Below are 23,806 nucleotides of genomic sequence, written 5' to 3'. Positions count from 1 at the left end.
GGGTGAGCTTGTGTGGCTGCCGATACGAATAGATGAACAACGTCCGGAACCGCTCTATCACCAGATCGAGGTCCAGCTTCGCGGGCTCATCCTCGGCGGACAGCTGAAGGAAGGCACGCTGCTTCCTTCGATTCGAGAGCTGGCGGTCTCGCTGAAATGCAGCGCGATAACGGTGCGGAGAGTGTATCAGGACTTGGAAAACGAAGGCCTGATCCGCACAAGACAGGGCACGGGAACGTTCGTCGCGGGAGTGGGGGCGGTTCAGCGGGACGAGCATCGTCTGGAGCGGGTGACTGAAGAAATGGAGAAGGCGATCGAGCTCGGTCTTCAGCTCCAGTGCGCGCCCGAGGAGATCGAGACGGCGTTCCGGCAAGCTCTGCATCGGAAATCGAAGGAAAGAGGGGGGGATGTCACATGACGGTTGCGAATATGGAAGCCGCGATTTCCCTGCGCGGAATGAAGCTGCAGCATGAAAGATTTGCGCTCGGGCCGATCGACTGCGACATTCCCAAAGGGATGGTTACGGCGATCGTCGGGCCGAACGGTTCCGGCAAGAGCACGCTGTTCCGGGCTTTGCTCGGGCTCGAGCCGATACTGTCGGGAGAAGCCGAAGTTCTCGGCACACCGCTGAACGGGAACCAGGAGGATCAGTACAAGAGCCGAATCGGATTCCTTGCGGAAAACCCTCATGCCCACGAGAACCATCTGGCCGCCGACGAGAAAGCGAAGTTCGCTTCCCGCTGGTATCCGGGGTGGGATTGGGAGAAGTATCGCAAGCTGCTTCGCCACTTCGACGTAGACGGCGGGGTCAGGCTGTCCAAGATGTCCAAGGGCATGAGGCGCAAAGCCGAGCTGTCCATCGCGATGGCGCACGATCCGGAGCTGCTTATGCTCGACGAACCGTCCTCCGGACTGGACCCGTTCGCTTGGAAGACGATGCTTCAGGAGCTCGGGCGCTATATGGAGCCCGGAGACCGGACGCTCGTGCTGGCCACCCACATTCTTGAGGAGATCAAGAGGCTTGCCGACTACATTCTGTTTATCTACCGGGGGAAAGTCCTCGGCCTCTATGAGAAGGACCGGCTGCTGGACGATTGGCGAACGATCGTCGTGCAGATCGAATACGCCCGGAAGGACGGCAGCGAGATGCTTCAGCGAACCCCCGGCTTTCAAGGGCTGACGGAAGCGGGACCGGGCCTCTACAGGCTGGAAGTGGACGAACCCGAACGGGGAGAAGCGTATTGCCGGGACAACGGATTCCAAGTGCTGGCCGTCCAGCGCATGGATCTGGAAGACATACTGAGCTGTTTAATTCGGAAGGAGGAAGCAAGACGATGAATCCGTTAAAAGTAGACAGAATTATTAAAAATTATGGCGACAAGAGGGCCGTGAACGGTCTTAGCTTCGAAGTAGCGGCAGGGGAAATCTACGGATTGCTGGGCGCCAACGGCGCGGGGAAAACGACGACGATGCGCATGATACTAGGCTTGATTCTGCCGGACGAGGGAGACATTCGCTATCTCGGCAATTCCTACAGCGAGCAGCAGCTGAGCATGCTGGGCTATTTGCCGGAAGAGCGGGGCATGTATCCGAATATCAAAGTAAGCGAGCAGATTATGTATCTCGCCCAGCTTCGCGGCATGTCCCGCAAGGATGCCGACAAGAACCTGAAGCTGTGGCTGGAGAAGTTCCAAGTGCCGGAGTATTACAACAAGAAGGTCGAAGAGCTGTCCAAGGGCAACCAGCAGAAGATCCAGTTTATCGCGGCCGTTATCCATAAGCCCAAAATCCTCATTCTGGACGAAGCGTTCAGCGGACTTGACCCTGTCAACGTGGAGCTGCTGAAAACGACGGTCAAAGAGCTGCGGGACGGAGGCACGAGCATCGTGTTCTCGACGCACCGGATGGAGCACGTCGAGGAACTGTGCCGCAACATTACGATCATGCACAAATCCAATCCGGTGCTGCAAGGCCCAATTAAGGACATCAAGAAGAAGTTCCCGCAAGAACGAGTCATCGTTACGGCCGACGGGAAGATCGAAGGGCTGGATAAGATCCCGGGCGTCAGGCAGGTCATCCTGCACGAGCATGGCGGCTACGAGTTGAAGGTGGATTCCCCGGCTGTGGGACAGAGTATTCTGAAGCACGCTCTGGATCAAGGACCGGTTAACCGTTTCGAAGTATTGGAGCCGACGCTTAACGAAATCTTTATTAAAACGGTAGGTGAGAGCCATGAATAACAGCTTATGGACGGTAATGTCGTTTACGATGCGCAACAAGCTGCGCAGCAAAGGATTTATTATTATGACGGTGGTGCTCGCGCTTCTGCTCGTCGTGGCGGGCAACCTGCCCTACCTGATCGAGAAGCTGAGCGGAGGCAGCGGAGGCGCAACGAAAGTCGGCTACGCGGAAGGGCAGCAGACGCAGGTCGTGGAAGGGCTCAAGAGCCACTACGCGAAGCTGCCGGAGCCCGGCGTTGAACTGGTCGGCATCGCGTCCGAGGAGCAGCTGAAGTCCGCGCTTGAGAACGGCGACATTAAAGGCTACTTGACGTTCCAGGAGGACGCCGCGGCCGGGTTCCCGAAAGTGACTTACAACTCCAAGAGCGCGTTCGAGGGCGGAACCTCGTCCTCTCTTACGGGGGCTCTCCAGCAGGTGAAGTATGATACCGTTCTTGACGGAGCGGGGCTGTCCGATGCGCAGAAAGCGCAGCTGCACGCTCCCGTTTCGTTCCAGACCCAGAAGGTCAGCTTCACGAATGAGGAAGGTAAAACCGAGGAAGAGCAAGGCATCGCTATCGCGCTTACGTATGTCATGATCATTATGCTGTTCATGGCGGTCATGATCACGGGACAGCTGATCGCAACCGAGATTACGGCCGAGAAGAGCTCCCGCGTCATGGAAATCATCGTCACGAGCGTGTCTCCGCTGAAGCAGATGTGGGGGAAAATTCTCGGAACGTTCCTCGTCGCCATGATCCAGATCGTCATTCTGGTCGGCGCGCTGGTGGCGAACCTGTCGCTGCCGCACAACTCGGACATTCTGAAGAACTTCGGCTTCGATCTGAGCACGATCGATCCGCTGCTGCTGATCTTCGCGATATTTTTCTACCTGGCCGGCTTCTTCCTGTACGCGACCTTGTTCGCCGCGATCGGATCGATCGTCAGCCGCACCGAGGATCTCGGCCAGGCGGTCATGCCGATCACGATGCTGACGCTCGTCGGCTTCTATATCGCCATCTTCGGCTTGAACCAGCCGGACAGCACGCTGATGGTCGTCTGTCAATACATTCCGTTCTTCTCTCCGTTCATTATGTTCCTTCGAATCGGAGTTGCGGAACCGGCCTGGTGGGAAATCGCCTTCTCCATCGGCATTCTGATCGCTTCGATTCTGGCCATCGGCTGGCTCTCCGCGAAGATCTACCGCGTCGGCGTGCTGATGTACGGCAAGCGTCCTTCGATGAAGGAAATCGTGAAGGCTATGAAGGCTTATAAAGTATAAGAGGCGTGTAACCCTTGAACCTTGATGACCAGATCCTTTGGTTTATCAGGGTTCTTTGCTATGGCGCTGCAGGAAGCGATGAGTTGGTTTCTTGGGGATAGCAGAGACCTATACATTCTCTGCAACCGAAAGGAATGCTTTTACGGCCGGAGAGCTTTCCGGAATCGAGAGACAAGCCAACGAAACAGTGCGCCAATGCTTGACATCCAAATGTCTGACTTGAATGTTTGGCTGCGTCTTCAAAAACAATGCAGGACCGATTGTGACGCCGAGCCCTTCCTGAACCATATTGGCGATCGTGTTGCAGTCATGGACTTCGAAACGGATATTGGGCGCGATTTTCTCTTGTCGAAACAGGGCTTGCACATGGGCCCGGTACATTCCCGTCGGCATAATAAAAGGTTCGTCTTTCAACGCACGAATTGGGACAGTGACTTCTGCGGCCAATTTGTGATGAGCGGAGAAGGCGACGACCATTTCATCTTTCGCAAGAGGAATCATGTCAAATGGGGCTGGCGAATCCTGTTGCACGACAAAGCCGATGTCGACAACGCCGGTGTGCAGCCATTCCGCAATCTCCTCGTAAGTTCCCTCGTAAAACCGGAACTCGATATTAGGATGCTTCCTTTGGAATTTTGACAGGATTTTGGGCAGAAGACATGCGGAAGCGCTGGCAAAGGTCCCGATGTGTATGGTGCCGACTTCCAGCTTGGAAGCCAAAGTTACCTCCTGCCTGATCGTTTCCATCCGGTTCAAAATCTCACGCATATGTACAATCGTTTTCTGTCCTACCTCAGTAAGGAAGATCCCCTTTTTTCGATCGCGAATGAAAAGCGTTGTTCCCCACTCGGACTCCAGGCTTGCAATCGCATGGCTGACCGCAGATTGCGTCATGTTCAAATGCTCGGCAGCTTTCGTGAAGCTCCCCAGCTCGACAACTGTGGCGAATGCTTCAAAACGGGCTATCGTCATGAGTATTTACTCAACTCCAATATTAAAAATATGAATTTTACTGATGATAACATGCTGTATAGAATGGAGGCAAGACAGAAAAAGAGAGGGAATGAGCATGAACCGATCAGCTATTTATTTACTGGCATTGGGGGCATTTGTAACCGGTACGGCCGAATTTGTCGTTTCCGGCATCTTGGAGATCATTGCGGGAGATCTGAACGTGTCGATTGCCACGGCCGGTCAATTGGTCACGTTCTACTCCTTGTCATATGCGGTTGGAGCGCTGCTGCTCGTCATGTTGACCGCAAAGCTTGAACGCAAAAAAATGCTGCTGTATGCCATGATTGCTTTTATCGCGGGAAATCTAATCGCGTTCTTCAGCTTTCATTATAGTGTATTGATGCTTTCCCGCATCATGATGGCTGCGAGCGGCGGACTCTATATCGTAATCGCTTCTAACTACGCGGCCCGTCTTGCCCTGCCTGAAAAAAGGGGCAACGCGATCGCTGTCGTGATTACGGGTTTTTCCGTATCGCTGGTCCTGGGGGTACCGTTTGGAACGCTGATGGCCGCCTATATGGATTGGCGATACGTCTACTTGGCGATTGCCGTTGTCACGTTGATGAATCTCTTGTTGCTCTATCGATTCATACCGAAGCTGGAGGGAGCCGAAGCTCCGCCCTTGCGGGAGCAATTGCGGCTGCTCCGGGACAAACCTTTGATCGCCGGTTTGATGGTTACCGTATTCTGGATTCTCGGATATACGATGGTGTTCGCGTACATCGGCCCGTTTCTGACTCGTCTGGCCGGGTTTTCCATCGAAATGATCAGCACGGCTTTGTTTGTCCTGGGGCTGTTCGCGTTTATCGGGTCGCGTTTTGGAGGATATGCCGTGGATAAATGGGGGCCAGTCCGAACGATCTCCATCAGTTTGATCGTGCATGGCGCTGCTTTAGTCGCATTCACGGCAACGGCGGGATCTACGGTCGGAGTTTTTGTCCTCCTGATGATATGGGGGGCAGCGGCATGGACGACGACCCCTGCCAATCAGTTTTATTTGATTTCCTTGAAGCCCCAATCCTCGGAGATGGTTCTGAGTTTTCAGACGGCATTGATGAATTTCGGGATGACCCTGGGAGCCGGTTTGGGCGGAATGGCGATCGAGCGCGCATCCTTGTTGGATTTGGGCTGGATGAGCGGGGGGATTGTCTTCGTCGCGTTGATCTTTGCCATCTATTCGTTTGCTTTACAAGCTATTCGGAAGAAATCGCTTAGCTGAGGCGCAGGCCGTCGGGGAAAAGGCGCAACCGCCGATCAGGTCGGGTCGCGCCTTTCGATAAACCGCTGAATCGACTCGTTCAGGCGTTCCGGCGCCTTCGTCGGGATTTGGTGGGTGACGTTCTTGACGAAGATCAGCCGACTATCGGGCAATCGTCGATGAAGCAGCTCCGCGTACGGGCGAAAGCGTTTGTCCTTCTCGCCGTAGACGAGCAAGACCGGATGGGGAATCGTCGTCAATCTCTCCGTGCAGTTATAATGCAGGCTGCAGCGATAGTATTGTTGAACGTTTTTGGCGTTTCCTTTTTTAGCGTCGCCGTATAGCGAACGGATTACGGATAATTTTCGGGATTGCCCGCAGGAGACGGCAAGAGCGATCGTGCCGACGGCGCCGAATTTGGCGAAGAGGCGGCCGAGCGATATGGCGTTTTTCAGCTTCCGGTCGCGCACTTCCGACATTCCTCCTATGACGATGCCGCCCGCCGCCCGTTCGGGGTAGGCGAGCAGAAACTCGAGAACGATGGAACCCCCGGTCGAATAGCCGCACAAATAAGCTTGCTCCACCTTCAACTCGTCCATCAACCCTTTAATATCTTCGGCGATCAAGGAATAGGTGACGGCTTCCTTCGAAGCTTCGCTTCGGCCGTGTCCGCGTATGTCGAATGCGATCGTGCGAAAACGGGCCGACAAGGCTTCGATTTGATGTTGAAAGCTCAAGCTCGTCAGCACAGGAGGATGAATGAACACGATCGCGGTTCCTGTTCCGTGGTCCGTGTAATGCATGTTGAATCCATTAATTCGGGCTTGGGGCATAAGCGGCCGCCTTTCTCTTTTCTTCTCATCCTGCCCGCTTTCGGCACATGTTAAAACATGAACAAGAGAGTTTGGACCCCGGATCGGCTGGAACGAATGCGCATGAATAAGCTGGACTGGCAGAATGTTCGGAACGTTCTCCAGCACCGCGTTTTCGTCAGAATGTCGCAGCTCGCACCCGGTCTGCGTGGACGCTTGGGAGCGGGACGTGCAGAATGCGGCTGCTCGCGTTTCGTGAATTTACCAAACCGTAAACCGCTCTTTACCTTCCGCGCCTGTTCCGATTACCTTCGAGTGTTAGAATTCCTAACATAACCGCGCGGTTGAGGTTGGGGATTGTACAAAACAGGGGTATGGAGGGGAACCATGAAACGTAAAAAGTGGGTCGCATCGTTTACGGTGCTGGCGGTCGCGTTGTCTTGTACGGGTTTCATTCCGGGATTGTTCGATACGGGATTATCTTCGGCGGCCATTCAGAAAATCGTCTATCATCCGTTAAATCCGCTGACGCCGGAGGAGATCGAGAAAGCCGCTTCTATCGTCAAGGCGTCTTCGTACGGGAGCGAGGATCTGTACTTCGCGGAAATCAAGCTGGAGGAGCCCGACAAGCTGAAGGTGTGGGAGTGGGACGATCGTCCGGGTTCTCCGGGTCTGCCGAGACACGCGACCTTCAACGCGATCAAGGGCGGCAAGCCCTTCGAGGGCGTGGTCGATCTCGATAACGGCAAAGTCATCTCATGGCAGGCTGTGAAGACGGGCTGGCCAATCTACACCGAATGGGGTCAGACGACCGAGATCGTCAAGAACGACAAGGCCGCGGTCGAGGTGCTCGCCAAACACGGCTTCACCGATCTGGATAAGCTGACGTTCGCCGACGGTCCGCTTGGCGATTACGGACCGGAGCTGACGCCGCCGGGATCGCGCCTGGCGATGTCGGTGCCGGCCAGGGCGTTCGGTCTCGACGCCAACTGGAACGCCCATCCGATCGACGGTCTGGCGTTCCTCGTGGATCTCGACAAGAAAAAGGTGCTCAAAATCTACGATTACGGCAATCCGCCGGTGTCCGAGGACCCGAACGACTACTCCAAGGTCGTGAAGAGCAAGCGGACCGATCAACTCAAGCCGCTGATCATTTCCCAACCCAAGGGAGCGAGCTTTAACGTCAAGGGCACGATGGTCGAATGGCAAAACTACAAGTTCCACTTCCGTCTCGATCCCCGGGTCGGACCGATCGTCTCGACGGTTTCCTTCGACGACAACGGCACGAAACGCAAAATCATGTACGAGGGCTTCATTGGCGGAATGATGGTTCCTTACGGCGACCCTTCTCCGGCGTGGCTGTACAAAATCTTCATGGATGCTGGAGAGTACGGCATCGGCCTGTCGTCGCGTCCGCTCAACGAAGGCGCCGACGCCCCTCAGAACGCGACGTATTTCAGTGCCGCGATCAACGACACGGAGGGCAAGGCGAAGGTGATCGACAAGGCGTTCGCGCTGTTCGAGCGTTACGCCGACGCGGAATGGTCTCACAACGGGCATGCGCGCGAGCGCCGCGAGCTGGTGCTGCGGAACGTCGCCACGATCGGCAACTACGACTATATTCTCGACTGGGTTTTCCAGCAAAACGGAACGATCAAGATCATGATCGGAGCGACGGGACTCGCCCAGGCGAAGGCCGTCGACAGCAAGACGATGCAGGATCCGACTGCGAAGGCGGATACGCGCAACGGAACGCTCGTTGATGCGAACATCGTGGCCCCGACGCACCAGCATATTTTCAGCTTGCGGCTCGATCTCGACGTGGACGGATTGGCCAACTCGGTCGGCGAAATCCTGCCTAAGGCCGTCTCGGTAGCGGATCCCGAATTCGCCCGGAGCGAGATGATCACGGTGAACAAGACGTACAAGACGGAGCAGCAGGCGATCCAGAAGTTCGATCCGGATAAAATCGTTCTCGTCACGAACACGAGCGGAGCCAAGAACAAGCAGGGCTACTCGACCGGCTACCAGGTCATTCCCTACGCGGGGGGCACCCATCCGTTCGCCGAGGAGCCGATGTTTACGAAGACCGATTACGTGCTCAAACGCGCCGAATTTATTTCTAATCACGTATTCGTGACTCCGTACAAGAAAGACGAACTATATTCGGAGGGCAAATACCCGGCGCACAACAAGGACACCGGGCTCGGAATGTGGACGGCGCAAAACCGGAAGATCGAGAACACCGACACGGTCGTCTGGCTGACGACGGGAACGACGCACGTCATGCGCGCCGAGGAGTTCCCGATCATGCCGACCGAATGGGTGACGGCGATGATCAAGCCGTTTAACTTCTTCAACGAAACTCCTACGCTCGACCTGGCCAAAGTGGAAGACGTGAAATAAAAGAGAAAGCAGAAAGCGCGGCGATCCGGCGGTTGGACGGATCGCCGCGCTTTGGCGTGCGGAGGACGGGAGGGCCGATCCCGGACATTCCGGGACGGAGATCCGGAGGAGGAATCACGGACATTCCGGTGCGGAGTTAATCCCGGTTGTTTCGGACGATGGGCATGATCAAAGTAAACGTGCAGCCCGGAGCGCCTTCGTTCAGGGAGACGGTCAAGCGGCTGTCGTGCATGGCGGCGATCTCTTTGGCGATAGCGAGTCCGAGTCCGCTGCCGGGCACATGGCTGTTGCGCGACTTGTCCACGCGATAGAAGGAATCGAACACATGGGGCAGCTCGGCTTCGGGAATGCCGGCGCCGGAATCGATGACGGACAGCGACGCGAAATCTCGGTCTATTCGACATTCGAAGGCGACGGGAGAGCCGGCCGCCGAGTATTTCATCGCGTTCTCGATCAGATTGTCGAACAGCCTGGCCATCAGATGGCGGTCGACGTTGGCGACGGCCCGTTCTTCCGGTTGCAGAGGCGAGATGCGAAATTCGCGCTTTTCCACGGAAGCGAAGGCGGCCCACTTGTCCGCGGTTGCCGCGTACAAGTCCCGAATCGCCACCGATTCGAAGGAGGCTTGCTGCTGCCGCGTCTCCAGCATGCTGAGCTCGGTCAGGTTGCGGACGAACCGGGTAATCGTCCGCGTCTCCTCGTCGATACGGCGGAGGAAGCTTCCGACCGATTCGGGCGGAATCGTGCCGTCGTTGATCGCTTCTACGTAGCCGCTTATGAGCGTAATCGGCGTCTTCAGGTCGTGGGAGATGTTCATGAACAGCCGCTTGCGCCAGCTCTCCATGCGAATAAGCTGATCGATCCGCAGCTCCAGCTCCTGGTTCATGACGCGCAGCTCTTCCGTGCGCTTGTCGACCTTGTGCTCCAGCTCCTGATTCAGCGCCGATTGCTCCTCCAGCAGCGCCTTGATTTTGGCCGACATGCGGTTGAAGGCGTTGAGCAGATGATTGAATTCCATCGTCTGCGTATCGTGGAGCTTGCCTTCGAAGGTTCCGTCCTCCATGCGGGCGAAAGCATCCGACAGCAGGGAGACGGGCCGGGCCAATCTGGATTGCATGTAGTAGGCGAGCAGCAGGCTGAGTCCGACGGCCAAGCCCGAGAGCAGCGCCAATTGACCGAACAGCTTCTCGCCCGAATTGCGCTGCAGCTCCTCGGAGGCCGCGTTTACCGGCTCCAGCAATTTCCGTTCTGGAACGATATACCCGAGAATCCATCCCGTCGACGGGATTCTCCGGCTGAACACTTCATGCTGTTCCCCGAGGAGCGGCAAGTTGCGAAACCCGTTGTCGTGGCCCGGACCGAACAGCGAAGCCATGTCCAGCATGGCGATCTCGTCCGCGCCCCGGTCCTGGACGGCGATGAGATCGTACTCCTGGTCCAGCAGCAGCGCGAAGCCTTCTTCATCGGCGAACCTTGCGTCCAGCACATTTTTGACGAAGCGCTGAATTTGGACGTCCGCGGCGACGACTCCCTTTAGCTTGCCGGAAGAATCGTATACGGGCGTCGTGGCGGTGAACATCCACCCGCGGGGCGTAATGTCGAGGTACGGCTTTGTCCAGACGATCCGCTCTTGCCCCGGCGGTACGCTCAGCGCTTGGAAGTAGAAGGAATAAGTCGTAAGATCTTGGATCGACCCCATGTCCTTCTCCGCCGGACCGTCGTATTCGGGATAGAAGAAGCTGCCCGACTGGGGATGAATATAGTACATGTTCACGATGGTCGGATTGTTGGACTGAATCGACTTGAAGATCGGATACAAAGGCTTGACCATGGCCAAGTCCCGGGTTTGCTCGAACGTCGGCTTCCCCGCCCCGGCCTCGAACGAAATCGAGACGGTGCCGAGACCGTCCGGCCGTGGCTCGCGGAAGCTTCGGGTGCGCTCGTCATAGACGAGAACAAGCGGGGAGATGGATGGTTCCCGGCCGCGGTCGGAGAAGAGGGATTCGGCCATCGACTTGGCGACGAGCACGGCGGTCTCGACTTGCCGCAGCTCGGCGCCGATCGCGTTTGCCTGCTCCTGGATGTTCGCCTCGTAAGCGATAATATAGTTGCGCTCGGACCAGTTTGCGCTTAATTCGTTCATGTTGCGCAGTTGGGAGCGGATCGTCTGGCCGGCCAACAGAGAGATCAGAAGAAGAGGGACGAGAGAACCGATCAGCATGCTGGCGAGCAGCTGCGAGGAGAAGGTTCGGGGAGGGGCAACCCTTCGCAGGCTAGAGAAGCGGCTCATCGAATTTGTACCCCAAACCTCTAATCGTGACGATCGCGCTCGGGTTGGCGGGGTCGCGCTCGATCTTTTTGCGGAGCTGTCCGATGTGGACTTTGAGCGTCTTCGTATCGAGGTGGCTGTCGTAGCCCCAGACCTGGTTCAGCAGTCTGTCGGCCGGCAGCGCCCGTTTGGCGTTCTGCATCAAGTAGGAGAGAAGCTGGAACTCCTTGGACGTCAGCTCGAGCTTGGCGTCGTTCAGATAGGCTTCGTGCGCATTCACGTGAAGCCGGAGGCGTTCGGTGGCGAGGACGGCGGGCTCGTCGGTCCGGCGGTCGTGAACGATGCGGTCCCGGCGCAGCTGGGCTTTGATTCGGGCGATCAGCTCGACGGGACTGAACGGCTTGCTCACGTAATCGTCCGCTCCGACGGACAGGCCGACGACCTTGTCGGTCTCCGAATCCTTGCAGGTCAGAAACATAATCGGCACGTCGGTCATCTGACGGAGCTTCACGCACAGCTCGTAGCCTTCCATATCCGGAAGGAAGACGTCGAGCACGATAAGCGACGGCTGCTCCTTCTTCGCGATCTCGAGCGCTTGCCGGCCGCTTAGCGCGGTGCGGTGGCGAAATCCGTCTTTCAGCAAATACAGGCCAACCAGCTCGCCGATCTTCACTTCGTCGTCCACTGTCAGTATGAGTTCTCCCGGCATAAGCGCACCTCCGCGGATGGGGTTGACGAACGTATTTCTATATAATATAAAGGGTGACGTAAGATTTCTGCAATAGATATGTAATAAAATATGACATTATGAATGCTCGATTAACCGACTCTTTACCGTAACCGGACGAAAACAGGCCTGAAATCTTACCTGCGTTCGCTACAATGGGGCGAGAGAGGTGAACGCGCAATGGCGAAAACGTGGAAAACGGCAGTGTTCGCGGGATTGTTGGCGGTGGCGCTGGCTTTGCTGGGGAAAAGCATCTCGGACGGAGGAGGCGATGAAGCGTTCGCGCGGAGTCCCTCATCGTCGGCCGGTCCAGGCGCGAGCATGGCGGAGATGATGATGGCGCTGCCGGAAGTTCCGAAAGATATGCGGGACCCTTTGCTCGATCCGATGATGCTGTCGCAGATGCATACCCATGACGGCGCGCAGCAGGAAAGCGATGCCGAACGGCAGGTTCGGATCGAATGGGAATGGGACGGCGTTCCGAGGGCAGGCGTACAAGCGCGGCTGACGTTGACGATTACCGGGGGAGACGGTCTGCCTGTCGCCGATTACGAGATCAATCACGAGAAAAAGCTGCATCTGATCGCGATCAGCCGGGACTTGTCGCAGTTTGTGCACGTTCATCCGGATTACGAGGGGCAGGGGAAGTTTCGCATCGGCATGGCTTTTCCGACCGGGGGAGAGTACCGGCTGTTCGCGGACTTCATGCCGATCGGCATGATCCAACTGACGCGCGCCGGGCGGGTATCCGTACAAGGAGCGGAGCCGGAAGGCGAGGCGGCGGTTCAAGCGAGCAAGCGCCTGAAGACCGTTGTGCGAGGGATGGAGGTCGAGCTGCATCTCGGACATCTAATGGCGGGCATGCCCTCCACGATCGCGTATACGTTCCGCGACCGGAAGAAGGGGAAGCCGGTTCGCGATCTCGAGCCTTATCTCGGCGCGGTCGGGCATGTCGTTGCCACCGACCCCCTGGTCGAGAGGTACATTCACGTTCATCCGGTCAATGCTCTCTCCTCCGGGCCGCAAGCGTTGTTCTCTATCGATTTTCCCGAAAGCGGCACGTATAAGCTGTGGGGACAGTTCAAGCGCGGCGGCGAAGATTTCGTCGTTCCTTTTGTCCTGGAAGTTCCGTAAGCCGATCTGGCAACGAATTGACAAGCCTGCTCTTTTTCGACCATAATAAGGGAAAACGAAGGGGAAGCACCCCGCAAAGAGAGACACGAATCGTGTTGCTTTGCGGGGTGTTTTCGTACGAGGAGGAAGATGGCGATGAGCGAGGGCAAGAAGGAGAAGCCGGGTAAAGTCAAAGAGACGCACGGCACTTATTTTATCGACGAGAGATACGAGATTATCGGGGGCGTGAGATACGATTTCCTGACCTCTCCGAAGTTCTCGCATCAGGATGCGCTTGGAAGATTGCACGTGGCGTTCCATTCCGCCTGCTCGGAGGACGGCGTCATTTTGCTTGCCCCGATGGACGTTCATTTCGACGAGCAAAATATTTTGCAGCCGGATATTTTGTACATTCGCGGAGAAAACAGAGGCATCATCAGGGACGGCTACGTGTACGGGGCCCCCGATCTGGTCGTGGAGATTTTGTCGGGAAGTACGGCGCGGAGGGATAAGACGCTCAAGAAGTCGACCTATGAGAAGTTCGGAGTCGGGGAGTATTGGTTGGTCGATCCCGTCTATCGGCTCGTGGAGCAGTTCGCGATCGTAGATGGGGAATATCGCCTGCTCGCGACCTGGTCGGAGGAGGATGTGCTTGTGGCCGCTACCGTGCCTTGCCTGACCGTCGATCTGTCGGCGGTTTTTCGGAAGGAAGAAGCTTGAAAGCATGAAGGGGCTGATTCGTAAGCGGGACTGCGGTCTATGCCTGCGGATCGCCCCTTTATATTGCGGTGAAAGTCAGGTACGCCTTGACTGGCGATCCGCCTCTGTCTACAATGGGAGTATATCTTAATAAACTATAGTTTAACTAAATAAACTAAAAAGGCGAGGGGATAGCATTAGCGAACGGAAATATTGGGCCCCCGCTTTGGAGAGAGCCCACAACATTCTGGAGCTTATCCGCCAGGAGCCGGGGAAGTTCCGGTTAATCGACCTGTCGAAGCGGCTCGATCTGAACAAAAGCTCGATGTTCGTCCTTCTTCATACGCTGGAGGAACTCGGCTGGGTAAGCAAAGATTCGAACGACGCCTATTCCCTGGGGCATGTGCTCGGCGTACTGGGTCATGCTTTCGTCGGCCAGTTTGATCTGGAAGCCAGATTTCGCGAAGAGGCCGGAAAATCCCGGGACATGCTCGGAGAGACGCTTCAGCTCGCGAAGCTGGAAGGGGACCAGGTGCTCTATCTGGCGAAGGTCGAAGCGCCTTCCCGCGTCAAGCTTGTATCCGAGCCTGGGATGCGGTTTCCGGCCCACGCGACGGCATTGGGGAAAGCGCTGCTGGCGTGGCAGCCTCGCGAAGGACTGGAGGACGTGCTCGGAGAGCGGCTGGAGGAGCTGACTCCGAATACCGTGAAGTCCAGAGCTGTGTTGATAGCGCAGTTGGAGGCGATTCGATCGTCGGGCTTCGCGACGGAGGAACAAGAGTCGGTGATGGGCTTCTGCTGCGTTGCGGCGCCGATCCTGGACTCGGGAGGGGCGGCGGTAGCCGCAGTTAGCGCGTCGATTCCGTTGCATAAGTGGGAGGAGTCCGCGGAACGGGCTAAGGAAGAGATCGTAAGTCTGGCAGAACGCTTAAGCACGGCGCTGCATCCGGTCGATTGAAGAGAAGGAGTGACGTAGCAGATGGCAAGATTGGCGAACAAAATCGCTCTCATTACCGGAGCGGGCTCGGGGATCGGGCAAAGCGCCGCGGTTCTGTTCGCGCGGGAAGGCGCGACGGTCGTCGTTAACGATCTGACCGGGCCGAAAGGGGAAGAAACCGTCCGAATGATCGCTGAAGCCGGCGGAGAAGCGATCTGCGTGCCTGCGGACGTGACCGATCCGGAGCAGGTGGAGGCATTGGTAGCTGCCGTAAAGTCGAAGTACGGCCGGATCGACGTGCTGTTCAACAATGCCGGAATCAGCGGAGTCGGAATGCTGCACGAGATCGAGCCGGAAGCATGGGATCGCGTGATGAGAGTCAACATTCGCGGTGTTTTCATGCCCTCCAAGTATGTTCTTCCGGTCATGATGGAGCAGCGAAGCGGATCGATCATCAACATGTCGTCCTGCATCGCGGAGATCGGACTGGCCAAGCGCGCGTCGTATTCGGCGACGAAGGGGGCGGTGCTGGCGCTGACGAAATCGATGCAAGTCGATTACGCGCCGTATAACATCCGCGTTAATGCGCTGCTCCCGGGGACGATTCTGACTCCGTTCGTGGAGAAGTATTTGGCGGAGTCTTACGACGATCCGGAGGCGGCGTACGCCTCGCTGAAAACCCGCCAGCTCAGCGGCGATCTCGGTCGCCCCTCCGACGTGGCCCAGGCCGCGTTGTTCCTGGCCTCGGACGAGTCGAAGTTCATGATGGGTTCGCCGCTGTACATCGACGGCGGAGTTGTGTTCGGCAAGTATGCCTAGTGATATCGATAACTTATTCATACGATAATCAGGAGGAATCAGTAGCATGAAACTGCTCACCTTTATCCGGCAAGGGGCGCCGACTCTCGGCGTGAAGACCGAGCGCGGCGTACTGGACGTATCGACGGCCGCCGCCGCGGCGCGGCGAGAGGCTCCGGCTTCCGTCATGGAGGCGATCGCGCAGGGAGCTTCCGCGATAGCGACGCTTGCCGAGCTGGCCGCGGCTGCGGATAGCTCCGCATGGCTGCAGGAGGACGGGCTCGAATTCGGACCTTGCGTCACGGAACCGAAGAAAATCATCTGCGTCGGGCTCAATTACCGCAAGCATGCGGAGGAGACAAAGGCGGCGATTCCCGAGTACCCGATTCTGTTCAACAAGTTCCATAATACGCTCGCCGCTCACGGTCAAGACATCGCCATTCCGCGGACGACCGTCATGCTCGATTACGAAGCCGAGCTCGTTATCGTCATCGGCAAGAAGACGAAATACGTCTCCCGCGAGCAGGCGCTCGATCACGTATTCGGCTATTGCTGCGTGAACGACTTGTCCGCCCGCGATCTGCAGCTGCGCACGCCGCAGTGGATGCTCGGCAAAATCGGCGACGGCTTCAGTCCGATCGGCCCTTATCTCGTCACGGCGGACGAGGTAGGCGATCCGAATGACCTGTCCGTTAAAGCCTTCGTGAACGGGGAGCAGCGTCAAAACTCCAACACGTCGGACATGATCTTCCGTTGCGACGAGATCGTCAGCTACATTTCCCAGCATCTCACGCTGGAACCGGGCGACGTCATCCTGACGGGCACTCCCGAAGGCGTCGTTCTCGGCTATCCGAAGGAGAAGCGGGTATACCTGAAGCCCGGCGACGTCGTTACGATCGAGATCGAGAAGCTGGGTTCCCTTACCAACTCGTTCGCGGCCGAAAAACTGTAGGAAGCGCAGCCAACCGAAGCGATGCCAGCCGAACCGTTCCGCAGCCGCGGGGAGGTTCGGCTGTTTGCCGTTCACGGGGGCGCCCGAACGGCGGAAGTGCGGGATTGCCGGCGAAGCAGGGCAACTGCCAGCAGCAGGACCGGAATCAGGGTTTGTACGGTGAGCGCGTAGAAGGGGCGGGTCGTCGCGAAGTAACGGGAGAGCTCCTGAAGGCTGCCGACCGACCATAGGCTGACCGAGAAGAGCAGCAAAGCCAGAGGGAAGACGATCGGACGGTAATCCGACATTCCCAGCCACTGCGCGGCACCCAGAACGACGGCATAGAAGAATACCGATATTTTAATGAATACGCCTCCCACGTAGATCGCCATGACGACCGCTTCAAGATGATCGAACATTTCACCGATGCTGATATAGCGAATGGCGCTGATCAACGGGTACGTTAAACTGCCCGTTATCCCTCCGTACAGAAGCAAAGGAACGAGGTCTAGCATAACAAAGGTCGGGACGGCCAGGTGGACCGCGTACAGCCCCCATTTCATCCCCTTGTTGCCCTCGGATAGATGCGGCAGAACGAAAGCCAGAAGAAGAAAATAGCTGTAAAAGCTGCTCGATACGACCGCTCCCTTTAAGGAAGGCGCCGGGCCATGCTCCATCACCGGCAGCAGGTTGGAAAGGCTGAAATCCGGAATAAGAAGCGAGAACGTAGCGACCAGGGAGATGAATAGGAACATTTCAACGAGTTGGGCGCATCGGGCGATGACCTCCAGCCCGCCCCGGACTGCAAAGGCGCAGACGACCAACATGCTTCCTATGATCGCCGCCATCGGGGTATGGAAGAGAAACGAAGAATGAATAAACTCCCCGTACTCCCGAATGATCGTTCCGTTGGCGTGAACGTAGAAGAAGATCAGAATCAAGCCGACTATTTTCCCGGGAATCCGGCCGACAATGCGCTGGCTGTATTCCACGATCGTCATTCCGGGATACCGCTTGTTCAACTGGTAGACGAGCAGCACGTTCAAGTAGCCGATCGCGGAGGCGATAATCGGAGCTATCCAAGCATCTTGCTTGGCGTACAGGGCTGTAATCGAGGGCATCAGAATCAGTCCGGAAGCCATAATCGTCGGATGCATCATCAGAACCATTTGCCAACCGGATATTTGGCCTTTCTCGAGCAAGGTTCCCGCCCCCAGTCTCCAAAGTCATTCTACAAGCATTCCCATAAACGGCTGGGAAAATCAGGGTCGAAAGTCTGGGGGCGCGGAATTCCGCAAGTTATAGAACTTCCCGATTTCGGCGAAAATGGGGATTGAAATGAGAGAAGGGGACATACGATGCGATTCGTGTATAAAGCAGCCAGGAAACGGAAGAAGTCCGGAAGCGACCATCCGTCCGCGCGGGATCTCCAGCCGGAGAACCCGCAGCATCCTCTCTCCGCGGACTTGAACGAAAACCGCTCGATTCTGGAATCGATATACGCGGATTGCATGGACGTCGTCATTCGCGACTTCCTGATCGCGGGAGAAACGAAAGCCTTGCTAGTTTATATAGACGGGTTGTCCAATATCGATCTGATCGATCAGCACGTTCTCGCTCCGCTCATGCAAGCTTCTTCCAAGCCGGGAGATACGGACGCAATGGTGCAAACGAAGGTCACCGTTTCCGAAAGAAAGGGACTAACGACGTTTGCCGAGCTGATCGAGCAGGTGGCGAAAGGAAATCCCGTTCTGATCGTCGACGGGCAGGTTCGGGCCTTCGCATTCGGACTGGCCAAATGGGATAAACGCGGGGTGGAAGAACCGGTAGCCGAAAGCGTCATTCGGGGACCGCGCGAAGGATTTACGGAAACGCTCAGCGTGAATACTTCCCTGATCCGCCGCAAGCTCAAAAGCCCGGCGTTGAAAATCAAATCGATCCAGGTCGGACGTTATACCCGGACCTCGGTCGCGATCGCATACGTCGAGGGAATCGCCCAGCCTGCCCTGGTTGAAGAAGTGACGAAGCGAATTCAGCGCATCGACATAGACGGGGTGCTCGAGAGCGGTTATATCGAAGAAATGATCCAGGACTATCCGTTCTCCCCGTTCCCCCAGCTTCTGACGACGGAGAGGCCCGATGCGGCGACCGGGGCGCTGCTGGAAGGCCGCGTCGTCATCCTGATGGACGGAACCCCCTTTTCGCTGATTGCGCCGGCAACGCTCTTTTCTTTGCTGCAGTCGCCAGAGGATTATTATGAGAGGTTTATGATCGGAACGTTCGTCCGCTGGCTGCGCTACTTGTTTTTTCTTTTCGCCTTAACGGCGCCTTCGATTTATGTTGCGATTCTTACGTTCCATCAAGAAATGATTCCGACCGCTCTGCTGCTCAGCGTGGCCCAATCCCGGGAAGAGATTCCGTTTCCCGCGCTCGTGGAGGCTTTCCTGATGGAAGTCACCTTCGAGGCGCTGCGCGAAGCGGGGGTCAGGCTTCCCAAGCAGGTGGGCGCCGCCGTCAGCATCGTCGGCGCTCTCGTCATCGGACAGGCGGCCACCGCGGCCGGTCTCGTATCGTCCCCTATGGTCATGGTCGTGGCGATTACGGGAATCGCTTCCTTCATGATCCCTCGCTATACGGCAGGAATCGCTTTAAGAATCCTGCGTTTCCCGATGATTCTGCTTGCCGGAATGCTGGGCCTGCTCGGTCTCATGCTCGGAGTTATTCTGATCGTCGTTCATCTTAGCACGATACGGTCGTTCGGCGTCCCTTACCTGAGCCCGTTGGCCCCGATGAAGGGCAGAGACATGAAGGATGTCTTGTTTCGCGCGCCGCTCTGGGCGCTGAATACCCGTCCGCGCTTAACCGGCGATAGCAACCTGTACCGCCAAGCTCCCGGGCAAAAGCCGGGTCCGGCCAAGGGAGACGAGCATGGATGATCGAACGAGGGAAAATTTCCGCATTTCAAATGGCCTTCTTGATGTATCCTACGATCATCGCGACCGCGATTATTTCCGTGCCGACGATCATGGCGTCCCATGCCGGGCAGGATTTGTGGCTGTCTCCGATCTGGGCTTCGCTGCTTGGAATTCTGATGGTAGTTACCGCGTATCGGTTGAACAAGATGTTTCCGAAGATGAGCCTGATCGAATACAGTTGCCTTATCATCGGACGCGTACCGGCCAAAATCGTCGGATTCCTGTTTTTTTTCATGTACGCGCACGACAACGGTTTCGTCCTTCGGCAATACGGGGAATTTCTGATCGATTCCTTTCTCCCCGAAACTCCGATAATCGTGGTGATCGGGAGCATGGTGATGGTCTGCGCCTTCGCTGTACGGGGAGGAGTGGAGGTGCTGGCTAGATGCGCCCAATTGTTCGTCCCGGTCATGCTCTTATTTCTGGTTTTGATCAACGCGCTGCTCCTTCCGGAGCTGGATCCAAGCCATATGTTTCCGGTCCTGGAGAAGGGGCTTGGAGCTTCCCTCATGGGTTCCGTTCCGGCGCAAGGCTGGTTCGTCGAATTTATCGATATCGCTTTTCTTCTGCCTTTCCTGACCGATCGGGAGCAAGGCTTGAAATGGGGCATCTATTCGGTATTCGCCGTGATGTTGACGATGATAGCGATAAGCTTCGTCGCTCTTTTCTTATTCGGAACGATGATCGACAGCTTTAATTATCCGGTCTTGACTGCGACGCGCTATGTAAGCCTCGCCGATTTTGTTCAGCATGTGGAAGCTCTCCTGATGGCCGTTTGGGTGCTGGGCGCATTTGTGAAGATCGCGGTGTTTTATTATGTGCTCGTTCTGATTGCCTCGCAATGGCTGAATCTGTCCGACGCCAGGCCGATCGTCTTCCCGCTCGGCTTTCTCTTGCTGCCGCTCAGTATTTGGGTGGCGCCCAACCTGCAGGAGATGTCCGCTTTTTTCAGCACTTCCGCCTTTTTTTACATCGTCTCGATTAAAGGCGTCATTCCGGTGCTGCTGCTCGTCATCGCTTATGTCCGTTTCCGATTCGGCAAAAAGAGGGGCGACAAAGGATGAAGGTCTCCTATCCGAGAACAACTTATCGAATCGCATTACTATGCCTCCCCCTTTTTCTGCTCTCCGGCTGCTGGGACAGAACGGAAGTGAACGATCTGGCTCTCATTATGGCGGCGGGGATCGACAAGAAGAGCGAAAGCTCCATCGAGCTTTCTGTACAAATCTTTATTCCCAAGGCGTCCGGGGGAGGAGGCGGCGTCGGAGGAGGAATGGGAAATGGAGGCGGAGGAGGAGGGGAGCAAACGTTGGTCCGATCCCAGGAAGGGGTGACCATTGCCGACGCGATGGCGAAGCTGCAAGCGAAAATCCCCCGCAAAATCTTCTGGGGACACGGAGAAGTGTTCATCATCGGCGAGAAACTGGCCAGAGACGGAATCCGCGAGCATGCCGATTTTCTGATGAGAAATCCGGAAACTCGCGAACGAGCGGACCTGTTCGTCTGCCGGGGACAGGCCAAAGCCGCGTTGGAGCTGATCCCCCCTTTGGAGCGGAGCTCCGCGGAAGTGCTTCGGGAAATGGCGATCACCCAAATCGGCATTAAAACGACGGTGAAGGATTTGGCGCAGATGCTCTCCGGCGATTCGGGAGCGGCCGCGGTGCCTTGGGTTGAAATATTGCCGCCGAAGTCGAAAAAGAAGGAGAAGCAAACGATTCCTTATATTACGGGAACCGCCTTGTTCAAGGAAGATAAAATGGTCGGTAAGATGGACGCCCAAACGACCAAAGGCTTGCTCTGGGTGAGGGACGAGGTCAAGCTGGCCACCGTTACCGTAAGACCGGAGGAGGCGGAGGGGTTCGTCTCTGCGAGAATGCTGCGGAGCAAAACCGGGTTCATACCGAAAATCGGGGAAGACGGGTGGAAATTAACCGTCAAAATCGAAACGACCAACGAAATCGTGCAGAATACGACCCGTCTCAGCATGCTCAATCCGGAGCATGTCAAGGAAATAGAAAAAGAGGCAGAAGAAGAAATCGAGCATTACGTCCGAATAGCGCTGTTGCGGGGGCAAAAAAAGCTCCATACGGACGTTTTCGGATTTGCCGACGCCTTCCGTCGCAAATACCCGAAGCAATGGAACAAGGAGAAGGGGCGCTGGGACGAAATCTTTCCGGAAATCGAAGTCGAGGTTGAGGCGAAAGTGAGAATCATCCGGCCGGGAATGTCCTCCGAGGGAGCGGTCAGGCCGGAAGACGAGGTGAGGAAAAAGTGAAATGGGCGGCCGTGGCGGGAATTACGGCTATCGTTGCGCTTATGGCGGCGTTGGAATGGCCGAAGCTGAAGCCCGATCAGAAAAAGGAGAAGGCGGCATTCGCGGCTATCACGTTCATCGGATGGCTGATCGCTTCCCTGCTTGTTTTCTATCCGGAAATGCCGGGTCCTACGCAGTTGGTGGACAGGATTTATCAGCCGCTGGGGAAGCTTCTGGAGAAGTAAACGCGGCGAACAAATGAGCGAAACTTCGCGCACAAAAAGACACCCCGTGAAGCGAAAAGCGGAGATCCATAACATTAAAGCGAACCGGCGAGAACAACCGTCGGTTCTTTCGCATGGCTCCGTTCGGTACAATGAAAGCGCATCCCTCATGGCAAAGGAGCCGATGTTATGAACTTCGATTTGAATATCGTGCCCTTCAGCAGAAGGGAATCGTTCCTGGCGATTTCCCTGCTGCCGAAGGCCGACAATAGAGAGCAAGGCTTGTATTTGCGGACGGTGCGCGGAGGCGACGACAAATTCGGCGAAGCGTTCCGCATCGAGCTGATCGATGCCGACGGCGCGGCGCTCCCTTTCGAGGCAGAAGCGTCCCCGGAGCGGATTCGGCTGTATGCCGCAACGGGTGCCGTACCCGGACAAGCGGCGGCGGAAATCTGCCTCCCCGACTCCCGAACCGCCAGATTCCGCGCCGAAGGCTGCGGCATCCGGCTGACGTTCCGGACTTCCGCGTACGACTACGCTTACGAGGCGGCCAGCGGCTGCTGGGAGGTCAACAGCTTTACCCACGAATGCCGGTTTATGCTGTCGTCGCTTGCCGGCGGCATGCGGACCGAGGTGCCGTGGGATAAAATCAAAAGCTCGCGCATTACCGCCGAGTTTCTACCGGATGAGCCTGCCGGCGTCGCGGAATTCGCCATCGAGGAATTCCGCACGGTATGGGAGCCGGGACGCGTCTGGGAGCCGTTCGCCGATGCGGTCCGGCGAGTGGGCGAGGAGTTCGCGGATTGGCATAGGCGCTGCCTTCCCGGGCCGGATCGGCTAAAGGAAGCGCGCGAGTTGGCCGCCTATATTACGTGGAGCTGTCTCGTGCCGGCGGAAGGCTGTCTGACCCGTCCGGCGATGTATATGTCCAAAAACTGGATGACGAACATCTGGAGCTGGGACCACTGCTTTAACGCGATGGCGCTCGTCCGTCACGATCCGAAGCTCGCCTGGGACCAGTTCATGATTTTCTTCGACCGGCAGCACGAGAGCGGCCTTATTCCCGACTTCGTCAACGACAAGTACGAGCTGTGGAACTGCAACAAGCCGCCGATTCACGGCTGGACGCTGGCCTGGATGATGCAAAGAACGGATTTCATCAAGGAGGCGCAATTGCGCGAAGTGTACGGGCCGCTGTCCAAATGGACAAAATGGTGGTTCCGTTACCGCGACGGGGACGGAGACGGCATTCCGCAATACAACCACGGCAACGACTCCGGCTGGGACAACAGCACGGCGTTTAATAACGGCATTCCGGTGGAAAGTCCGGATCTGGCTGCGTTCCTGATTCTTCAAGCCGAGATTTTGGCGGAGATCGCCGGACTGCTTGGCTATGCCGAAGAGTCGTCCGAGTGGCGGCAGCTCGCCGCCGATACGCAAGAGAGAATGCTTGCCCACTTCTGGAAGGGAGACCGCTTCATCGCTTGCCGCTCCGGCACGCACGAGCCGTCCGAAGGCGACACGCTGCTGCTGTTCGTGCCGATTCTGCTGGGTCGCCGTCTGCCGGACCGCGTGCGCGACACACTGCTCGCCGGACTCCGCGACGAGAACCGCTTCCTGACGGCGAACGGCTGGGCGACCGAAAATGTGAACAGCCCCTTCTACACGCCGGACGGCTACTGGCGCGGACCGATCTGGGCGCCGTCGACCATGCTGCTCGTCGAAGGGGCGGCCGCCTCGGGAGACCGGGAGCTGGCGTGCGAAGTCGCCCGGCGCTTCTGCGACATGCTGAACCGCAGCGGCATGGCGGAAAACTTCGACGCGATCAGCGGCGAAGGGCTGCGCGACCGGGCGTTCACCTGGACGTCGAGCGTGTTTCTCATTTTGGCGAACGAGTATTTGACTTAACTGCGCGAATCGCACTTCTTACCGCCCGACCGATCGTGGC

Annotated in this window: 21 protein-coding genes; 16 read left to right on the top strand and 5 right to left on the bottom strand. The window is 56.9% G+C overall.

The features are described 5' to 3' along the window. Nucleotides 1–10 precede the first annotated feature (10 nt). The 4 genes from ACESLM_RS16750 to ACESLM_RS16735 are packed head-to-tail and all read left to right on the top strand — an operon-like array spanning nt 11 to nt 3,501. Entirely contained in the window at nt 11–418 is a 408-nt protein-coding gene (locus tag ACESLM_RS16750) for a GntR family transcriptional regulator (RefSeq protein WP_372632730.1), read from the top strand. After that, complete coding sequence (locus tag ACESLM_RS16745; protein WP_372632729.1) at nt 415–1,338, top strand: ATP-binding cassette domain-containing protein; 924 nt, start codon at nt 415–417, stop codon at nt 1,336–1,338. Before ACESLM_RS16750 ends, ACESLM_RS16745 begins: the two co-directional genes overlap by 4 nt. Beyond that, on the top strand, nt 1,335–2,240 hold the full coding sequence (locus tag ACESLM_RS16740; RefSeq protein WP_372632728.1) for an ABC transporter ATP-binding protein: 906 nt from the start codon (nt 1,335–1,337) through the stop codon (nt 2,238–2,240). The genes ACESLM_RS16745 and ACESLM_RS16740 overlap by 4 nt, the downstream gene beginning before the upstream one ends. Beyond that, the gene (locus ACESLM_RS16735) at nt 2,233–3,501 is read left to right on the top strand and encodes an ABC transporter permease (RefSeq protein WP_372632727.1); all 1,269 of its coding nucleotides are present in this window, start codon (nt 2,233–2,235) and stop codon (nt 3,499–3,501) included. The genes ACESLM_RS16740 and ACESLM_RS16735 overlap by 8 nt, the downstream gene beginning before the upstream one ends. Before the next feature lie 108 nt (nt 3,502–3,609). Here the strand turns inward: ACESLM_RS16735 and ACESLM_RS16730 are convergent, their stop codons facing one another. Continuing rightward, the gene (locus ACESLM_RS16730) at nt 3,610–4,473 is read right to left on the bottom strand and encodes a LysR family transcriptional regulator (RefSeq protein WP_372632726.1); all 864 of its coding nucleotides are present in this window, start codon (nt 4,471–4,473) and stop codon (nt 3,610–3,612) included. A 97-nt stretch (nt 4,474–4,570) separates the two neighbouring features. On the opposite strand from ACESLM_RS16730, the gene ACESLM_RS16725 reads away from it, so the two are divergent. Then, nucleotides 4,571–5,734: an MFS transporter gene (locus ACESLM_RS16725; protein ID WP_372632725.1), complete on the top strand. Its 1,164-nt coding sequence runs from the start codon at nt 4,571–4,573 to the stop codon at nt 5,732–5,734. Nucleotides 5,735–5,769: 35 nt separating this feature from the next. On the opposite strand, the gene ACESLM_RS16720 is transcribed toward ACESLM_RS16725, so the two are convergent. After that, nucleotides 5,770–6,546, bottom strand: coding sequence for an alpha/beta fold hydrolase (locus tag ACESLM_RS16720; RefSeq protein ID WP_372632724.1), 777 nt, complete (start codon nt 6,544–6,546; stop codon nt 5,770–5,772). A 366-nt stretch (nt 6,547–6,912) separates the two neighbouring features. On the opposite strand from ACESLM_RS16720, the gene ACESLM_RS16715 reads away from it, so the two are divergent. Next, nucleotides 6,913–8,931, top strand: a complete 2,019-nt coding sequence (locus ACESLM_RS16715; protein WP_372632723.1) for a copper amine oxidase — start codon at nt 6,913–6,915, stop codon at nt 8,929–8,931. A 136-nt stretch (nt 8,932–9,067) separates the two neighbouring features. Here the strand turns inward: ACESLM_RS16715 and ACESLM_RS16710 are convergent, their stop codons facing one another. Beyond that, complete coding sequence (locus tag ACESLM_RS16710; protein WP_372632722.1) at nt 9,068–11,221, bottom strand: sensor histidine kinase; 2,154 nt, start codon at nt 11,219–11,221, stop codon at nt 9,068–9,070. After that, entirely contained in the window at nt 11,205–11,909 is a 705-nt protein-coding gene (locus tag ACESLM_RS16705) for a winged helix-turn-helix domain-containing protein (protein WP_372632721.1), read from the bottom strand. Before ACESLM_RS16705 ends, ACESLM_RS16710 begins: the two co-directional genes overlap by 17 nt. A 198-nt stretch (nt 11,910–12,107) precedes the next feature. Between ACESLM_RS16705 and ACESLM_RS16700 the strand changes: the two genes are divergently transcribed. From ACESLM_RS16700 to ACESLM_RS16680, 5 genes are all read left to right on the top strand, one after another. Next, nucleotides 12,108–13,061 (top strand): hypothetical protein, encoded by a 954-nt coding sequence (locus ACESLM_RS16700; protein WP_372632720.1) that lies wholly within the window; start codon nt 12,108–12,110, stop codon nt 13,059–13,061. 135 nt (nt 13,062–13,196) lie between these two features. Beyond that, the gene (locus tag ACESLM_RS16695; protein ID WP_372632719.1) at nt 13,197–13,760 is read left to right on the top strand and encodes a Uma2 family endonuclease; all 564 of its coding nucleotides are present in this window, start codon (nt 13,197–13,199) and stop codon (nt 13,758–13,760) included. A gap of 205 nt (nt 13,761–13,965) precedes the next feature. Then, nucleotides 13,966–14,697: an IclR family transcriptional regulator gene (locus ACESLM_RS16690; RefSeq protein ID WP_372632718.1), complete on the top strand. Its 732-nt coding sequence runs from the start codon at nt 13,966–13,968 to the stop codon at nt 14,695–14,697. Nucleotides 14,698–14,718: 21 nt separating this feature from the next. Beyond that, nucleotides 14,719–15,495, top strand: a complete 777-nt coding sequence (locus ACESLM_RS16685; RefSeq protein WP_372632717.1) for an SDR family NAD(P)-dependent oxidoreductase — start codon at nt 14,719–14,721, stop codon at nt 15,493–15,495. A gap of 46 nt (nt 15,496–15,541) precedes the next feature. After that, nucleotides 15,542–16,426 carry a fumarylacetoacetate hydrolase family protein gene (locus ACESLM_RS16680; protein ID WP_372632716.1) on the top strand — a complete coding sequence of 295 codons (885 nt, stop codon included), beginning with the start codon at nt 15,542–15,544 and terminating at the stop codon, nt 16,424–16,426. 71 nt (nt 16,427–16,497) lie between these two features. Here the strand turns inward: ACESLM_RS16680 and ACESLM_RS16675 are convergent, their stop codons facing one another. Continuing rightward, nucleotides 16,498–17,607 (bottom strand): GerAB/ArcD/ProY family transporter, encoded by a 1,110-nt coding sequence (locus tag ACESLM_RS16675; protein ID WP_372632715.1) that lies wholly within the window; start codon nt 17,605–17,607, stop codon nt 16,498–16,500. A 156-nt stretch (nt 17,608–17,763) separates the two neighbouring features. On the opposite strand from ACESLM_RS16675, the gene ACESLM_RS16670 reads away from it, so the two are divergent. From ACESLM_RS16670 to ACESLM_RS16650, 5 genes are all read left to right on the top strand, one after another. Further along, entirely contained in the window at nt 17,764–19,341 is a 1,578-nt protein-coding gene (locus ACESLM_RS16670) for a spore germination protein (RefSeq protein WP_372632714.1), read from the top strand. After that, nucleotides 19,338–20,444 (top strand): GerAB/ArcD/ProY family transporter, encoded by a 1,107-nt coding sequence (locus tag ACESLM_RS16665; protein WP_372632713.1) that lies wholly within the window; start codon nt 19,338–19,340, stop codon nt 20,442–20,444. The genes ACESLM_RS16670 and ACESLM_RS16665 overlap by 4 nt, the downstream gene beginning before the upstream one ends. Continuing rightward, nucleotides 20,441–21,655: a Ger(x)C family spore germination protein gene (locus ACESLM_RS16660; protein WP_372632712.1), complete on the top strand. Its 1,215-nt coding sequence runs from the start codon at nt 20,441–20,443 to the stop codon at nt 21,653–21,655. Before ACESLM_RS16665 ends, ACESLM_RS16660 begins: the two co-directional genes overlap by 4 nt. After that, nucleotides 21,652–21,879: a hypothetical protein gene (locus tag ACESLM_RS16655; RefSeq protein ID WP_372632711.1), complete on the top strand. Its 228-nt coding sequence runs from the start codon at nt 21,652–21,654 to the stop codon at nt 21,877–21,879. The genes ACESLM_RS16660 and ACESLM_RS16655 overlap by 4 nt, the downstream gene beginning before the upstream one ends. Nucleotides 21,880–22,047: 168 nt before the next feature. Beyond that, on the top strand, nt 22,048–23,766 hold the full coding sequence (locus ACESLM_RS16650; RefSeq protein ID WP_372632710.1) for an amylo-alpha-1,6-glucosidase: 1,719 nt from the start codon (nt 22,048–22,050) through the stop codon (nt 23,764–23,766). Nucleotides 23,767–23,806 lie beyond the last annotated feature (40 nt).

Origin of the sequence: Cohnella sp. (assembly GCF_041641335.1) — a bacterium.
GTDB lineage: Bacteria > Bacillota > Bacilli > Paenibacillales > Paenibacillaceae > Cohnella.
The sequence above is the reverse complement of the archived record's forward strand: the minus strand, read 5'-3'. Positions and strand labels throughout refer to the sequence as shown.

Excerpts from the sequence above, each read along its gene's own strand:
- ACESLM_RS16665 (WP_372632713.1), top strand. The coding sequence starts at position 19,338 with ATGATCGAACGAGGGAAAATTTCCGCATTTCAAATGGCCTTCTTGATG.
- ACESLM_RS16720 (WP_372632724.1), bottom strand. The coding sequence starts at position 6,546 with ATGCCCCAAGCCCGAATTAATGGATTCAACATGCATTACACGGACCAC.
- ACESLM_RS16710 (WP_372632722.1), bottom strand. The coding sequence starts at position 11,221 with ATGAGCCGCTTCTCTAGCCTGCGAAGGGTTGCCCCTCCCCGAACCTTC.
- ACESLM_RS16735 (WP_372632727.1), top strand. The coding sequence starts at position 2,233 with ATGAATAACAGCTTATGGACGGTAATGTCGTTTACGATGCGCAACAAG.
- ACESLM_RS16650 (WP_372632710.1), top strand. The coding sequence starts at position 22,048 with ATGAACTTCGATTTGAATATCGTGCCCTTCAGCAGAAGGGAATCGTTC.
- ACESLM_RS16730 (WP_372632726.1), bottom strand. The coding sequence starts at position 4,473 with ATGACGATAGCCCGTTTTGAAGCATTCGCCACAGTTGTCGAGCTGGGG.
- ACESLM_RS16685 (WP_372632717.1), top strand. The coding sequence starts at position 14,719 with ATGGCAAGATTGGCGAACAAAATCGCTCTCATTACCGGAGCGGGCTCG.
- ACESLM_RS16670 (WP_372632714.1), top strand. The coding sequence starts at position 17,764 with ATGCGATTCGTGTATAAAGCAGCCAGGAAACGGAAGAAGTCCGGAAGC.
- ACESLM_RS16700 (WP_372632720.1), top strand. The coding sequence starts at position 12,108 with ATGGCGAAAACGTGGAAAACGGCAGTGTTCGCGGGATTGTTGGCGGTG.
- ACESLM_RS16725 (WP_372632725.1), top strand. The coding sequence starts at position 4,571 with ATGAACCGATCAGCTATTTATTTACTGGCATTGGGGGCATTTGTAACC.
- ACESLM_RS16660 (WP_372632712.1), top strand. The coding sequence starts at position 20,441 with ATGAAGGTCTCCTATCCGAGAACAACTTATCGAATCGCATTACTATGC.
- ACESLM_RS16695 (WP_372632719.1), top strand. The coding sequence starts at position 13,197 with ATGAGCGAGGGCAAGAAGGAGAAGCCGGGTAAAGTCAAAGAGACGCAC.
- ACESLM_RS16680 (WP_372632716.1), top strand. The coding sequence starts at position 15,542 with ATGAAACTGCTCACCTTTATCCGGCAAGGGGCGCCGACTCTCGGCGTG.
- ACESLM_RS16715 (WP_372632723.1), top strand. The coding sequence starts at position 6,913 with ATGAAACGTAAAAAGTGGGTCGCATCGTTTACGGTGCTGGCGGTCGCG.
- ACESLM_RS16705 (WP_372632721.1), bottom strand. The coding sequence starts at position 11,909 with ATGCCGGGAGAACTCATACTGACAGTGGACGACGAAGTGAAGATCGGC.
- ACESLM_RS16740 (WP_372632728.1), top strand. The coding sequence starts at position 1,335 with ATGAATCCGTTAAAAGTAGACAGAATTATTAAAAATTATGGCGACAAG.
- ACESLM_RS16745 (WP_372632729.1), top strand. The coding sequence starts at position 415 with ATGACGGTTGCGAATATGGAAGCCGCGATTTCCCTGCGCGGAATGAAG.